General features: G+C 47.2%; 18 protein-coding genes. 10 read left to right on the top strand and 8 right to left on the bottom strand.

Annotation, left to right across the window (positions count from 1 at the left end; genetic code table 11):
- Positions 1 to 88 precede the first annotated feature (88 nt).
- From ACK8NJ_RS10305 to yeaK, 4 genes are all read left to right on the top strand, one after another.
- A complete protein-coding gene (locus ACK8NJ_RS10305; protein WP_000219686.1) occupies positions 89 to 1,372 on the top strand; it encodes a YeaH/YhbH family protein in 1,284 nt (427 codons plus the stop codon).
- A 146-nt stretch (positions 1,373 to 1,518) separates the two neighbouring features.
- Positions 1,519 to 2,994 (top strand): sensor domain-containing diguanylate cyclase, encoded by a 1,476-nt coding sequence (locus ACK8NJ_RS10300; protein ID WP_000621404.1) that lies wholly within the window; start codon positions 1,519 to 1,521, stop codon positions 2,992 to 2,994.
- A gap of 180 nt (positions 2,995 to 3,174) precedes the next feature.
- The gene (gene dgcJ, locus ACK8NJ_RS10295) at positions 3,175 to 4,665 is read left to right on the top strand and encodes a diguanylate cyclase DgcJ (protein WP_001322965.1); all 1,491 of its coding nucleotides are present in this window, start codon (positions 3,175 to 3,177) and stop codon (positions 4,663 to 4,665) included.
- 42 nt (positions 4,666 to 4,707) lie between these two features.
- Positions 4,708 to 5,211, top strand: coding sequence for a mischarged aminoacyl-tRNA deacylase (gene yeaK, locus ACK8NJ_RS10290; protein WP_000138043.1), 504 nt, complete (start codon positions 4,708 to 4,710; stop codon positions 5,209 to 5,211).
- On the opposite strand, the gene yoaI is transcribed toward yeaK, so the two are convergent.
- Positions 5,212 to 5,316, bottom strand: coding sequence for a small membrane protein YoaI (yoaI, locus tag ACK8NJ_RS10285; RefSeq protein WP_000999630.1), 105 nt, complete (start codon positions 5,314 to 5,316; stop codon positions 5,212 to 5,214).
- A 169-nt stretch (positions 5,317 to 5,485) separates the two neighbouring features.
- Here yoaI and ACK8NJ_RS10280 point away from each other — a divergent pair, with 169 nt between their 5' ends.
- Positions 5,486 to 5,932, top strand: a complete 447-nt coding sequence (locus ACK8NJ_RS10280; protein WP_000460707.1) for a DUF441 domain-containing protein — start codon at positions 5,486 to 5,488, stop codon at positions 5,930 to 5,932.
- Here ACK8NJ_RS10280 and nimR read toward each other — a convergent pair.
- Complete coding sequence (gene nimR, locus ACK8NJ_RS10275) at positions 5,889 to 6,710, bottom strand: DNA-binding transcriptional regulator NimR (protein ID WP_000972237.1); 822 nt, start codon at positions 6,708 to 6,710, stop codon at positions 5,889 to 5,891. The genes ACK8NJ_RS10280 and nimR overlap by 44 nt on opposite strands.
- A gap of 96 nt (positions 6,711 to 6,806) precedes the next feature.
- On the opposite strand from nimR, the gene nimT reads away from it, so the two are divergent.
- Together nimT and ACK8NJ_RS10265 are read left to right on the top strand one after the other, a co-directional pair.
- Positions 6,807 to 7,988, top strand: coding sequence for a 2-nitroimidazole transporter (gene nimT / locus ACK8NJ_RS10270; RefSeq protein ID WP_000128492.1), 1,182 nt, complete (start codon positions 6,807 to 6,809; stop codon positions 7,986 to 7,988).
- Positions 7,989 to 8,042: 54 nt separating this feature from the next.
- A complete protein-coding gene (locus tag ACK8NJ_RS10265) occupies positions 8,043 to 8,390 on the top strand; it encodes a DUF488 domain-containing protein (RefSeq protein WP_001025381.1) in 348 nt (115 codons plus the stop codon).
- A gap of 21 nt (positions 8,391 to 8,411) precedes the next feature.
- Here ACK8NJ_RS10265 and yoaF read toward each other — a convergent pair whose 3' ends face one another.
- The gene (gene yoaF, locus ACK8NJ_RS10260; RefSeq protein WP_000691930.1) at positions 8,412 to 8,666 is read right to left on the bottom strand and encodes a DUF333 domain-containing lipoprotein YoaF; all 255 of its coding nucleotides are present in this window, start codon (positions 8,664 to 8,666) and stop codon (positions 8,412 to 8,414) included.
- 182 nt (positions 8,667 to 8,848) lie between these two features.
- On the opposite strand from yoaF, the gene dgcP reads away from it, so the two are divergent.
- Genes dgcP through yoaJ form a run of 3 tightly spaced genes read left to right on the top strand, consistent with a single transcriptional unit; the run spans position 8,849 to position 10,082 of the window.
- The gene (gene dgcP, locus ACK8NJ_RS10255) at positions 8,849 to 9,874 is read left to right on the top strand and encodes a diguanylate cyclase DgcP (RefSeq protein ID WP_001306169.1); all 1,026 of its coding nucleotides are present in this window, start codon (positions 8,849 to 8,851) and stop codon (positions 9,872 to 9,874) included.
- Between the two features lie 32 nt (positions 9,875 to 9,906).
- Positions 9,907 to 10,005 (top strand): YoaK family small membrane protein, encoded by a 99-nt coding sequence (locus ACK8NJ_RS10250; protein WP_001219350.1) that lies wholly within the window; start codon positions 9,907 to 9,909, stop codon positions 10,003 to 10,005.
- A 2-nt stretch (positions 10,006 to 10,007) separates the two neighbouring features.
- Positions 10,008 to 10,082: a protein YoaJ gene (gene yoaJ / locus ACK8NJ_RS10245; protein ID WP_001386836.1), complete on the top strand. Its 75-nt coding sequence runs from the start codon at positions 10,008 to 10,010 to the stop codon at positions 10,080 to 10,082.
- A gap of 58 nt (positions 10,083 to 10,140) precedes the next feature.
- On the opposite strand, the gene ACK8NJ_RS10240 is transcribed toward yoaJ, so the two are convergent.
- The 5 genes from ACK8NJ_RS10240 to dmlR form a co-directional block, all read right to left on the bottom strand.
- Positions 10,141 to 10,389 (bottom strand): GlsB/YeaQ/YmgE family stress response membrane protein, encoded by a 249-nt coding sequence (locus tag ACK8NJ_RS10240; RefSeq protein ID WP_000512153.1) that lies wholly within the window; start codon positions 10,387 to 10,389, stop codon positions 10,141 to 10,143.
- Positions 10,390 to 10,536: 147 nt separating this feature from the next.
- A complete protein-coding gene (locus tag ACK8NJ_RS10235; RefSeq protein WP_000513737.1) occupies positions 10,537 to 10,719 on the bottom strand; it encodes a DUF1869 domain-containing protein in 183 nt (60 codons plus the stop codon).
- A 3-nt stretch (positions 10,720 to 10,722) separates the two neighbouring features.
- On the bottom strand, positions 10,723 to 11,082 hold the full coding sequence (gene yeaR / locus ACK8NJ_RS10230; RefSeq protein WP_000939317.1) for a DUF1971 domain-containing protein YeaR: 360 nt from the start codon (positions 11,080 to 11,082) through the stop codon (positions 10,723 to 10,725).
- A gap of 172 nt (positions 11,083 to 11,254) precedes the next feature.
- Positions 11,255 to 11,893: a leucine efflux protein LeuE gene (gene leuE / locus ACK8NJ_RS10225; RefSeq protein ID WP_000457202.1), complete on the bottom strand. Its 639-nt coding sequence runs from the start codon at positions 11,891 to 11,893 to the stop codon at positions 11,255 to 11,257.
- A gap of 126 nt (positions 11,894 to 12,019) precedes the next feature.
- On the bottom strand, positions 12,020 to 12,943 hold the full coding sequence (dmlR, locus tag ACK8NJ_RS10220; RefSeq protein ID WP_001061578.1) for a DNA-binding transcriptional regulator DmlR: 924 nt from the start codon (positions 12,941 to 12,943) through the stop codon (positions 12,020 to 12,022).
- Between the last annotated feature and the right edge of the window lie 47 nt (positions 12,944 to 12,990).

Below are 12,990 nucleotides of genomic sequence, written 5' to 3'. Positions count from 1 at the left end.
ACCGGGCCTACAACGACAGCGAACCGTGGGCCAGAGAAGCGGCAACACAGGCGTAGCATACAGTTGGCAAATGTAGTACGGGGGGCATATGACCTGGTTTATTGACCGGCGTCTGAACGGCAAAAACAAAAGCATGGTGAATCGCCAGCGTTTTTTACGCCGTTATAAAGCGCAAATTAAACAGTCGATCTCCGAGGCCATTAATAAGCGTTCGGTGACTGACGTCGACAGCGGCGAGTCCGTATCCATTCCCACGGAAGATATTAGCGAACCGATGTTTCATCAGGGGCGTGGCGGTCTGCGCCACCGCGTGCATCCGGGCAATGACCATTTCGTCCAGAACGATCGAATTGAACGTCCCCAGGGTGGCGGCGGAGGTTCCGGCAGCGGTCAGGGCCAGGCCAGCCAGGATGGTGAAGGTCAGGATGAATTTGTCTTTCAGATTTCGAAAGATGAGTATCTTGATCTGCTCTTTGAAGATTTGGCCTTACCGAATCTGAAACAAAACCAACAACGCCAGCTGACCGAATATAAAACGCATCGGGCGGGTTATACCGCTAACGGCGTTCCGGCCAATATCAGTGTTGTGCGTTCATTGCAGAACTCACTGGCACGACGCACAGCCATGACGGCGGGCAAGCGGCGGGAACTTCATGCGCTGGAAGAGAATTTGGCCATCATCAGCAATAGTGAACCTGCGCAACTGCTGGAAGAGGAACGTCTGCGCAAAGAAATTGCAGAATTACGTGCCAAAATTGAACGCGTCCCTTTCATTGACACCTTCGATTTACGTTACAAGAACTATGAGAAGCGGCCCGATCCCTCCAGCCAGGCAGTGATGTTTTGCCTGATGGACGTTTCCGGTTCAATGGATCAGTCCACTAAAGATATGGCTAAGCGTTTTTATATTCTGCTGTATCTGTTCCTCAGCAGAACGTATAAGAACGTGGAAGTCGTATACATCCGCCATCATACCCAGGCGAAAGAAGTCGATGAACATGAGTTTTTCTACTCGCAGGAAACAGGCGGCACCATTGTTTCCAGCGCCCTGAAACTGATGGATGAGGTAGTGAAAGAGCGTTATAACCCGGCACAGTGGAATATTTACGCGGCACAAGCATCGGACGGCGATAACTGGGCCGATGACTCTCCGCTTTGCCATGAAATCCTGGCGAAAAAATTATTACCCGTCGTTCGTTATTACAGCTATATCGAAATTACCCGTCGTGCACATCAGACACTGTGGCGAGAATATGAGCATCTGCAATCTACTTTCGACAACTTTGCGATGCAGCATATCCGCGACCAGGATGATATTTATCCGGTGTTCCGTGAACTGTTTCATAAACAAAATGCAACAGCTAAAGACTAAAACTATCAGCCGGGTCATTATCGCCTGGCTGATTTTTAGCTCACTGTAAATTATCTCATTTATTACATACATTAGCTTACAATCGCTTTAAATATGACAGCATAACCTTTACACAATTTAGTTCCAGAAAACAATCATTCGGAAAAATGATTCGGTCAACACGTGTTTCCCTGGGGTTATTCTTTAAATATTTTTTATCGTTAACGAAAATTGATCCTGGTCAAAACTATATATCTCTGCCATCAATAAAATCCAGCACTCACATTGCTCTCCTTTTTATGGCTTCTATGGGTACACAAAAATTAAAAGCTCAAGGCTTTTTTATTTTCAGCTTATTGCTGACGTTAATTTTATTTTGCATTACTACCTTATATAACGAAAACACAAATGTAAAACTCATCCCACAGATGAATTACCTGATGGTTGTTGTGGCTTTGTTTTTCCTTAACGCCGTCATTTTTCTTTTCATGTTAATGAAATATTTCACTAACAAACAAATTTTACCAACACTCATTTTAAGCCTTGCGTTTTTAAGTGGCCTTATCTATTTAGTTGAAACCATTGTAATTATCCATAAACCAATCAACGGCAGTACACTGATCCAGACAAAGTCGAATGATGTTTCTATTTTCTATATTTTCCGCCAACTCAGTTTCATTTGTTTAACCTCGCTGGCGCTCTTTTGTTATGGGAAAGACAACATCCTTGACAACAATAAGAAAAAAACTGGCATTCTGTTACTGGCGCTGATTCCTTTTTTAGTTTTTCCCCTTCTGGCACACAATCTGAGCAGTTATAACGCTGACTATTCTTTGTATGTCGTCGATTACTGTCCGGACAACCATACTGCGACCTGGGGAATCAACTATACAAAAATATTGGTTTGTCTGTGGGCATTTTTACTGTTCTTTATTATCATGCGTACACGATTAGCCAGCGAACTATGGCCGTTAATAGCATTATTATGTCTGGCATCGCTATGCTGCAACTTACTTCTACTGACTCTGGATGAGTATAATTACACCATCTGGTATATCAGTCGCGGGATTGAAGTTTCCAGTAAACTGTTTGTGGTGTCTTTTCTGATTTATAACATTTTTCAGGAACTGCAACTCTCCAGCAAACTGGCAGTTCATGATGTACTGACCAATATTTATAATCGGCGCTACTTTTTCAACAGCGTAGAGTCATTATTGTCGCGACCTGTTGTTAAGGACTTCTGTGTCATGCTGGTTGATATTAATCAGTTCAAACGCATCAATGCCCAATGGGGACATCGTGTGGGTGATAAAGTGCTGGTTTCAATTGTCGATATTATCCAGCAAAGCATCCGCCCCGATGATATTTTAGCGCGACTGGAGGGTGAGGTGTTTGGCTTGCTATTTACCGAACTCAATAGTGCCCAGGCAAAAATCATTGCGGAACGTATGCGTAAAAATGTCGAACTCCTGACCGGCTTTAGTAACAGATATGATGTTCCTGAGCAAATGACCATCAGTATTGGCACGGTTTTTTCAACGGGTGACACACGTAATATCTCGCTTGTCATGACGGAAGCAGATAAAGCCTTACGCGAAGCGAAAAGCGAGGGGGGCAACAAAGTGATTATTCATCATATTTAAGTGCAAAAATATTCAGAGCCATGCTTTTTGCGTGGCTTTTGCATACAATTTATTACCATTACCCCTAAATTTCCCCTCCCCAGCGGCGCAGAGATGAGTATAATTAGCGCCCCTGTGCCAGGCCGCAATCGAACTTTATCTGGTTTTCTCGTTTCACTAACCGAAGGAGTGCCATTTATCATGAAATTGCACCATAGAATGCTCCGGCATTTTATCGCCGCAAGTGTCATTGTGCTGACATCTTCCTTCCTTATTTTTGAACTTGTCGCCAGTGACAGAGCAATGAGTGCCTATCTGCGCTATATCGTGCAGAGAGCAGACTCCTCCTTTCTTTATGATAAGTATCAGAATCAGAGTATTGCCGCGCATGTGATGCGCGCTCTCGCTGCTGAGCAGTCGGAAGTGTCGCCAGAACAGCGGCGCACCATCTGCGAGGCTTTTGAGTCTGCCAATAATACCCATGGCTTAAACCTGACTGCCCATAAATACCCTGGCTTACGCGGCACACTACAAACCGCATCCACTGACTGCGACACAATTGTGGAAGCTGCAGCACTATTACCCGCTTTTGATCAGGCAGTGGAAGGCAACCGCCACCAGGATGATTACGGTTCAGGTCTTGGGATGGCCGAAGAGAAATTTCACTATTATCTCGATCTCAATGACCGCTATGTCTATTTTTATGAGCCGGTTAATGTTGAATACTTTGCGATGAATAACTGGTCTTTCCTGCAGTCAGGAAGTATTGGCATCGATCGCAAAGATATTGAAAAGGTATTTACCGGGCGTACCGTTTTATCGAGCATTTACCAGGATCAGCGTACTAAACAGAACGTGATGAGTTTGCTGACGCCGGTATATGTCGCAGGGCAGCTAAAAGGGATTGTGCTGCTGGATATTAACAAAAACAATCTGCGGAATATCTTTTACACTCATGACCGCCCTCTCCTCTGGCGTTTTCTCAATGTCACGCTAACCGATACCGATTCGGGGCGCGACATTATCATCAACCAGAGCGAAGATAATCTGTTCCAGTATGTCAGTTACGTCCATGACTTACCGGGCGGCATTCGTGTCTCGTTATCCATTGATATTCTTTACTTTATCACGTCTTCGTGGAAAAGCGTTCTGTTCTGGATTTTGACGGCGTTAATTTTGCTGAATATGGTGCGGATGCACTTCCGTTTATACCAAAATGTGTCGCGAGAAAATATTAGTGATGCGATGACTGGACTCTATAATCGCAAAATTTTAACTCCTGAACTGGAGCAGCGGTTGCAAAAACTGGTGCAATCCGGTTCTTCGGTGATGTTTATTGCAATTGACATGGACAAGTTAAAGCAAATAAATGACACCCTCGGTCATCAGGAGGGGGATTTAGCGATTACGTTATTAGCTCAGGCGATTAAACAGTCGATTCGTAAAAGTGATTATGCTATCCGACTCGGTGGCGATGAATTCTGCATCATTCTTGTCGATTCGACGCCGCAAATTGCAGCACAACTGCCTGAACGTATCGAAAAACGTCTGCAACATATCGCGCCGCAGAAAGAGATCGGCTTCTCTTCCGGTATTTACGCGATGAAAGAAAACGATACGTTACATGATGCGTATAAAGCTTCCGATGAGCGTTTATATGTCAATAAGCAGAACAAAAACAGCCGTTCATGATAACCTTCTGTGGTTGTTTGCTTGTAATCTCAGGAGCATGAAATGACTGAAATGGCTAAAGGAAGCGTGACGCATCAGCGGTTAATCGCTTTATTATCACAAGAAGGTGCTGACTTCCGCGTCGTTACCCATGAAGCGGTAGGTAAATGTGAAGCGGTGTCAGAAATTCGTGGCACCGCTTTAGGCCAGGGGGCTAAGGCACTGGTATGTAAAGTCAAAGGCAATGGTGTAAATCAACATGTTCTGGCGATCCTCGCGGCCGATCAACAGGCCGATCTGAGCCAACTCGCCAGCCATATAGGCGGATTACGCGCTTCGTTGGCCAGCCCGGCGGAAGTCGATGAACTCACAGGCTGTGTCTTCGGCGCGATCCCCCCTTTCAGCTTCCATCCAAAACTCAAACTGGTTGCCGATCCCCTACTCTTCGAACGATTTGATGAAATCGCCTTCAATGCAGGCATGCTGGATAAATCCGTTATTTTGAAAACCGCGGATTATTTGCGCATTGCGCAACCAGAACTGGTCAATTTCCGCCGCACTGCGTAACTAGCCTGTCCGTTCGATAAGAAGAACGGACAAAACCAGCACAACAGCAATGGCAAAAAACGATGACGTGATAATCAGTGTCTCGACGAACATTTGATCGTTCATAGTATGCCCCCGGGAGATAGCTGTTTTCACGTTATTGTTAGCGTGCACAAATTGCAGTTTGATGACAGTTCGCCTGATTTTTTATGCAAAAAACGTAAAGATTTTCTACTTCCTTCCTGCAGCAAGCGTAAAGTAAGCAGGCTTATTATTTTTTGGCAAGGAAACCACGATGTTTGATGTCACTTTGCTGATCCTGCTCGGGTTAGCTGCGCTGGGCTTTATCAGTCATAACACCACTGTCGCCGTTTCAATTCTGGTGTTAATCATTGTCCGCGTCACACCGTTAAGCACCTTTTTCCCGTGGATTGAAAAACAGGGGCTAAGTATCGGGATAATCATTCTGACGATTGGCGTTATGGCCCCCATCGCCAGCGGGACGCTACCGCCCTCAACCCTGATTCACTCGTTTCTGAACTGGAAATCGCTGGTGGCAATTGCAGTAGGCGTTATTGTCTCCTGGCTAGGTGGGCGCGGCGTGACGTTAATGGGCAGCCAGCCGCAACTGGTCGCCGGGCTGCTGGTGGGCACTGTTTTGGGCGTGGCGCTGTTTCGCGGCGTACCGGTTGGCCCGCTTATTGCCGCGGGTCTGGTTTCGCTGATTGTGGGGAAACAGTAGTTAATCCCGCAATATATCGGCCTGGCGTTTGCCCCAGGCCTTTCTTAAACATAGTAATAAAGGCCGTTGTTGAATCATACCCCAGCGTATGAGCAACTTTCTGTACAGTATCGCCTTTCACTAATCCCTGAAGCGCCATAATCAGCTGTAACTGCTGACGCCACTGGCGAAAACTCAACCCCGTCTCTTTCACTATCAGTCGGGCAAGATTGCGTTCACTCATCGCAAAAAAGCGAGCCCATTGCCCCAATGACCCCCACTCGACGGGCTCTTTCGCCATCATCTCCACCATCGCGCGAATTTTAGGATGAGAAGAAACGGGTAGGTGCAGCTGTTGTTGTGGCTGCTGAGGGAGTTCATCAAACAGGACCTGAATTAATCTGCGGGTCATCGGCTCAGCACGCTGAGTCGACGTCCTGTTTGCCAGGGTTAAAATTAATTCCCGGCATAAGGGCGATATTTTCAATGTGCAACAGGTTGTCGGCATTGTCACTGCGCTGGGTTCGATAAACAGAAAACAGAGTTCAGCGTTAGCTGTCACTTGATTGCTATGTTCCACCCCGCCCGGTATCCAAACCGCATATTGCGGTGGCACCATCCACAAAGCATTTTCCACCGTACAGGTAATTGCACCATGTAGCGCCAGTATCAGCTGCCCTTTGCGGTGCTGATGTACAGGACTGGTTAACTCATCCGTTCCGGCGTGAATACAAAATGCGACCGCGGCTTCATGGTGTCGGTCGGGTTCATAGCCATTGAGATTCAACCTATGCATCATTTTGTCCGCATTTAGCGATAATTTGTCATTTTAGCTTGATTCAACATAACAATAAAAACGGTATGGTACAGCCTCGTTTGTAACAATGAGAAGCATATGACCTGTTCAACTTCATTAAGCGGCAAAAACAGGATTGTCCTTATCGCTGGCATTCTAATGATTGCCACAACATTACGCGTCACCTTTACCGGCGCAGCACCGTTACTGGATACGATTCGTTCCGCTTACTCGCTGACGACGGCGCAAACCGGCTTATTGACCACCCTGCCATTATTAGCCTTTGCGCTAATCTCACCTCTGGCTGCCCCGGTGGCGCGACGTTTTGGTATGGAGCGTAGCCTGTTTGCCGCGTTACTTTTGATCTGTGCTGGTATCGCAATTCGCTCTCTCCCTTCGCCTTACTTATTATTTGGCGGTACAGCGGTCATTGGCGGTGGAATTGCATTAGGCAATGTCTTACTGCCAGGATTAATCAAACGCGATTTCCCTCATTCCGTCGCCAGACTTACCGGCGCATATTCCCTGACAATGGGAGCTGCAGCGGCACTGGGATCGGCTATGGTCGTGCCGCTGGCTTTGAACGGTTTTGGCTGGCAAGGCGCGTTGCTCATGCTGATGTGTTTTCCTCTGCTGGCTCTTTTTTTATGGCTGCCACAGTGGCGAAGTCAACAACATGCAAATTTGAGTACCTCACGCGCCTTACATACTCGGGGTATCTGGCGTTCTCCGCTTGCCTGGCAGGTAACATTGTTTCTTGGGATCAACTCACTGGTCTATTACGTGATTATTGGCTGGCTTCCAGCGATCCTCATCAGTCACGGCTATAGCGAAGCACAGGCGGGTTCACTGCATGGTTTGCTGCAACTAGCCACAGCAGCTCCCGGTTTGCTGATCCCACTTTTCTTACATCATGTGAAAGATCAGCGTGGTATTGCAGCGTTCGTTGCCTTGATGTGCGCAGTGGGCGCGGTTGGGCTCTGCTTTATGCCAGCGCACGCGATCACCTGGACTCTGCTTTTCGGTTTTGGTTCCGGCGCAACAATGATACTGGGGTTGACGTTCATTGGTCTTCGGGCAAGTTCTGCGCATCAGGCGGCGGCACTCTCGGGGATGGCACAATCCGTCGGGTATTTGCTGGCAGCCTGTGGGCCGCCGCTGATGGGTAAAATACACGATACTAACGGTGACTGGTCCATACCATTGATGGGTGTTGCCATACTTTCACTACTGATGGCGATTTTCGGACTTTGCGCCGGGAGAGACAAAGAAATTCGCTAATATCCGGTGCTATAGTGACGTGACCAATCATGCGTGGAAGGGAGAACAAACACGATGAATATTCAGTGCAAACGCGTTTATGATCCGGCAGAACAGAGCGATGGTTATCGCGTACTGGTCGACCGCCTCTGGCCGCGTGGTATCAAAAAAACCGATTTAGCCCTTGATGAGTGGGATAAAGAAATCACGCCGTCAACGGAACTGCGCAAAGCCTTTCACGGCGAAGTCGTCGATTTTGCAACCTTTCGCGAGCAATATCTTGCAGAACTGGCGCAACATGAGCAAGAAGGAAAGCGGCTGGCGGACATCGCCAAAAAACAGCCGCTGACCCTGCTCTACTCAGCAAAAAACACCACGCAGAACCATGCGCTGGTGCTGGCCGACTGGCTACGTAGCTTGTGATTTTAGTACAGCATCCGGCGGTTATTTTTCACCAGCCGGATGGTCCCGTCGCCACAATGCCCATTCATCAATCGTTTCACCGCCCGGTAATTTGCAATTGTTGCTGACCCCTTGCGCTGTCTGCACTGGAATGAGCGTCCCGCCCTTCTGCTGGCAATAGACCGACGCCGGATTTGCCATACCAATCTGCGGCGGTTTGGGTGCTTCTGGCTGAGAAGGGGTTGAACAACCAGCCAGGACCAGCAAGCAAGGCAGAACAAAACTGATAATTTTCATTTATTGATCTCACATATTTATCCAGACTTAGAGTATCGCGGTATCGTTTTGTTTTGCAGCACTATTTTTATTACATTCACTCAAATCATATTACGCCTTGTTTCATCTTTGTTGATGATGTTTTATCATGCCTGCAAAGATTAAATAATCAGCATTTACCCGCCGTATCCTGGAGTTGTTTCGTGTCAGATCAGATTATCGCCCGCGTCTCGCAATCCCTTGCCAAAGAACAGTCACTGGAAAGTCTGGTCCGACAGCTTCTGGAGATGCTGGAAATGGTCACTGATATGGAATCAACCTACCTGACCAAAGTGGATGTCGAAGCGCGCCTGCAGCATATTATGTTTGCCCGTAACAGCCAGAAAATGCACATCCCGGAGAATTTTACCGTCTCGTGGGATTACTCGTTATGCAAACGCGCCATTGATGAAAACTGCTTTTTCAGCGATGAAGTCCCTGACCGTTGGGGCGACTGTATTGCGGCACGCAATCTTGGCATCACCACATTTCTGAGCACGCCAATTCACTTACCGGATGGATCATTCTATGGCACGCTTTGCGCCGCCAGTAGTGAGAAGCGCCAGTGGAGTGAACGCGCGGAACAGGTTTTACAGTTATTCGCCGGACTGATTGCACAATATATTCAAAAAGAGGCACTGGTTGAACAGCTGCGCGAAGCCAATGCTGCGCTGATTGCGCAATCGTATACCGACTCGTTAACCGGGCTACCGAATCGGCGGGCGATTTTTGAAAACCTGACGACGCTGTTTTCTCTCGCCCGACATCTTAACCATAAGATAATGATCGCGTTTATCGATCTGGATAACTTCAAATTAATCAACGATCGTTTTGGTCATAATAGTGGTGATTTGTTCCTCATTCAGGTTGGCGAGCGCCTTAATACGCTCCAGCAAAATGGCGAAGTTATTGGTCGTCTCGGCGGTGATGAGTTTTTGGTTGTTTCACTGAACAACGAGAATGCGGATATTTCGTCTCTGCGAGAACGTATTCAGCAGCAAATACGCGGAGAATATCACTTAGGTGATGTTGATTTGTATTATCCCGGTGCCAGTCTTGGCATAGTAGAAGTCGATCCTGAAACGACCGATGCAGACAGTGCCCTGCATGCTGCCGATATCGCGATGTATCAGGAGAAAAAACACAAACAGAAAACACCTTTTGTCGCGCATCCAGCGCTACATTCCTGAGGCGTATTCACATTCTTTTGATTGGTGATAACATGCGAATCGGTATTATTTTTCCGGTTGTAATCTTTATTACAGCGGTCGTATTTTTAGCATGGTTTTTTATTGGCGGCTATGCTGCCCCGGGAGCATAAAGATGAAAAAAACAACGATTATTATGATGGGTGTGGCGATTATTGTCGTACTCGGCACTGAGCTGGGATGGTGGTAACGTCACATCTAGAAAATAGCAAAGGCTGCCTGTGTGCAGCCTTTGTGCAATTTACGCGTTAACTTTTAATCTTTCTGTAGATAAACAGCACGACAATCGCGCCAATAACGGCAACCACGAAGCTGCCAAAATTGAAGCCATCGACTTTACCAAAGCCAAACAGCGTGCTGATCCATCCGCCGACTACGGCACCGACTATCCCCAGCAGGATAGTCATAAAGAATCCACCACCATCTTTACCTGGCATGATCCACTTCGCCAGAATACCGGCAATAAGCCCAAAAATAATCCATGACAGAATGCCCATTGTTTCCTCACTTATCTGTTTTGCATTAGCGGGTTAGTCGCTGATAAAAAGCATAGCACAACATCGGGAGGGCAAGATTTGTGACGAGCATCACGGAGGATTTTTTTGCGATGGCGCAGAAATTGCGCCATCAACGATCAGTGATAATTACCAACCACAAACATCATGTTCGTTTTCCGTGTCATAAGAACGCACGGTATTCACCAGATCTTTTATCACTTCAGCCGCCACTTCTGGCACCAGCAAAGTCATCGGCGTCTCTGTTTCATAATCGACAGAAACGCCATTGCTGTTATTGGTGACGGTCACAGTATACGTTGCTTTGCCCATGATTCATTTCCCGTTATGAATGACTTTCCGTTGTTGCGCACCTTCCATCAGGACTTCAGGGGCAACGAAGAAGTCAATGTTGAAATAAGTATCGTCAGTCATGGCTTCAATGTTGTGCCACTTTTCTGGAGGGAACACCGCAAACTGCCCCGCTTCGATAAGGATCACTTGATCAGGCTCTGCACTGTGTTCATCAGCGTAGCCGAGATATTTGACCGCCCCATGCATAACGGAAAGGCGTGGGTAAACTCCCGGGCGCGTTCCTTTATCAAGATGACGTTCGAATATTCCGGCAGGCGCAGTTTGTTTATTCCAGAAAGGCGTTGAGCGCGTATGAATATAATTCTGTGGGATTTGCAGCATCCTTTTCCCTCCTTCGGTGAATGCGCTGAAAATGGTTTATTCCAGCCGTTTCAGGGTACGCCTGATAATTTGCATTTTAAATACCATTTATTGGTTACTTTTTAGCACCATATCAGAGAAGAATCAGGGAGGATTACAGATGGGAAGCCCGCGACAACGCGGGCTGAAAGCATCAGGATTGCAGCGTCGCCAGTCGGGCGGCGAAACCCACGAACATCAAACCAATCAGTGAGTTGCCCACTTTGGCCAGTTTCTTTTTGGTACGTATGTACTGCGTGACAAAAGCACCAGAAATAATCAGGAAGCTCAAATAGCAGAAACTCACCAGTTCCAGCGTCGTCGCCAGAATAAAGAATGAAATTCCCGTATGTGGGGCATTAACATCGATAAACTGTACAAAAAACGACACATAGAACAAAATGGCTTTCGGATTAGTCAGGCTCAAAATTAACGCGCGTTTAAAAATGGCACCGTATTGAGGCTCATCGGATTTGGCCTCGTTATTTTTACCCTTCAGGGTCGCGTAGAGAATTTTACTCCCCAGATAGAGCAAATAAAACGCACCAAGATAACGTACAATGTTGAATAATATCGGGGTGGTCTTAATTAATGTCGCCACTCCAGCCCATGCCAGAAACATCAATACCGCATCGCCAATAAATACACCGCAGGCCGCAAGATAACCGCCTTTCATACCGCTACTGACGCTATTTTTGAGTACAAACAGGGTATTTGGCCCTGGCACCAACACAATAAAAATGGCCCCAACCAGATAGGTCCAGTAATTCAGAACCCCGTATTCAGCGAACACATTAACCTCTTTAATTATCTTTCGATCATGCGCGATTAAAGGTGAATATGCTAACCAATCTGTAACGGCTTAGAAAGGAGAAAATCAGGTTTTAACCTGATATCAACCCGATAATTGAATCATTAATCAGGCATGTTCCAGTGAAAAATTCGGGTAGTGCTCGGCAAAATACTGGCGTAAAAATTCTACCGTTATCCGCACTTTCGCTGACGTCGCCAACCTTGAAACATAAACGGCCCAGACGTTCGCTGGCTGGTAATATTCCGGTAGCACTTGCACTAAATGACCACTGGCAATGTTTTCGCTAACATCCCACCAGGAGCGCAGAGCAATCCCCTGCCCATCGAGACACCACTGATGGACAATTTCTCCATGATTAGACGACAGTGGGCCGGTGACTTTAATCGCATGGTGGCCTTCTTTATTGCGTAATTGCCAGACACCAAAAGGATGATCGCGCTCTTTAATGACCAGGCACGGCAATGCAGAAAGATCGGTTAAATGTTTCGGCGCGCCATGTTGCGCAATAAATTCCGGCGACGCGCAGAGAATGCGGTAATTGGTCGCCAGTTTGCGGGCGATTAAATTAGGGGCGATGTCATCGCCAATGCGAATATCGAGATCGACACCTTCATTGACCAAATCGACCAACCGGTCTTCCACATCAAAACGTAATTCCAGTTGCGGATACGCCTTCGCCAGCGCTGATAACGCCGGAGCCACCACCTGTCGTCCAAAACCAAAGCTGCTGATAATACGCAGCATCCCCTGCGGCACCTGACGCACGTCAGAAAGTTCGTCCATCATTTGACCGACATCCTGCAAAATCCGCTGCGCCCATTCATAAATCCGCTCTCCTTCTTCGGTAATGGTGACGCGGCGGGTGGTGCGGTGTAACAACACCACGTTTAGCGTTTGCTCCAGCAAGGCGATGCGCTTGCTGACGAACGCCGGTGAAACGCCCAGTTCTTCCGCAACGGCGGCAAAACCAGCCCGGCGAGCCACCAGCATAAAGACGCGCAAATCGTTCAGCAGCGGTAAATTATTCATGATTCGTGTTTTATGTTTCACCAGTTACGGGGATTAATTCCTTTTCA

It is taken from the genome of Escherichia sp. F1 (genome assembly GCF_046764225.1).
GTDB lineage: Bacteria > Pseudomonadota > Gammaproteobacteria > Enterobacterales > Enterobacteriaceae > Escherichia > Escherichia coli.
The sequence above is the reverse complement of the archived record's forward strand: the minus strand, read 5'-3'. Positions and strand labels throughout refer to the sequence as shown.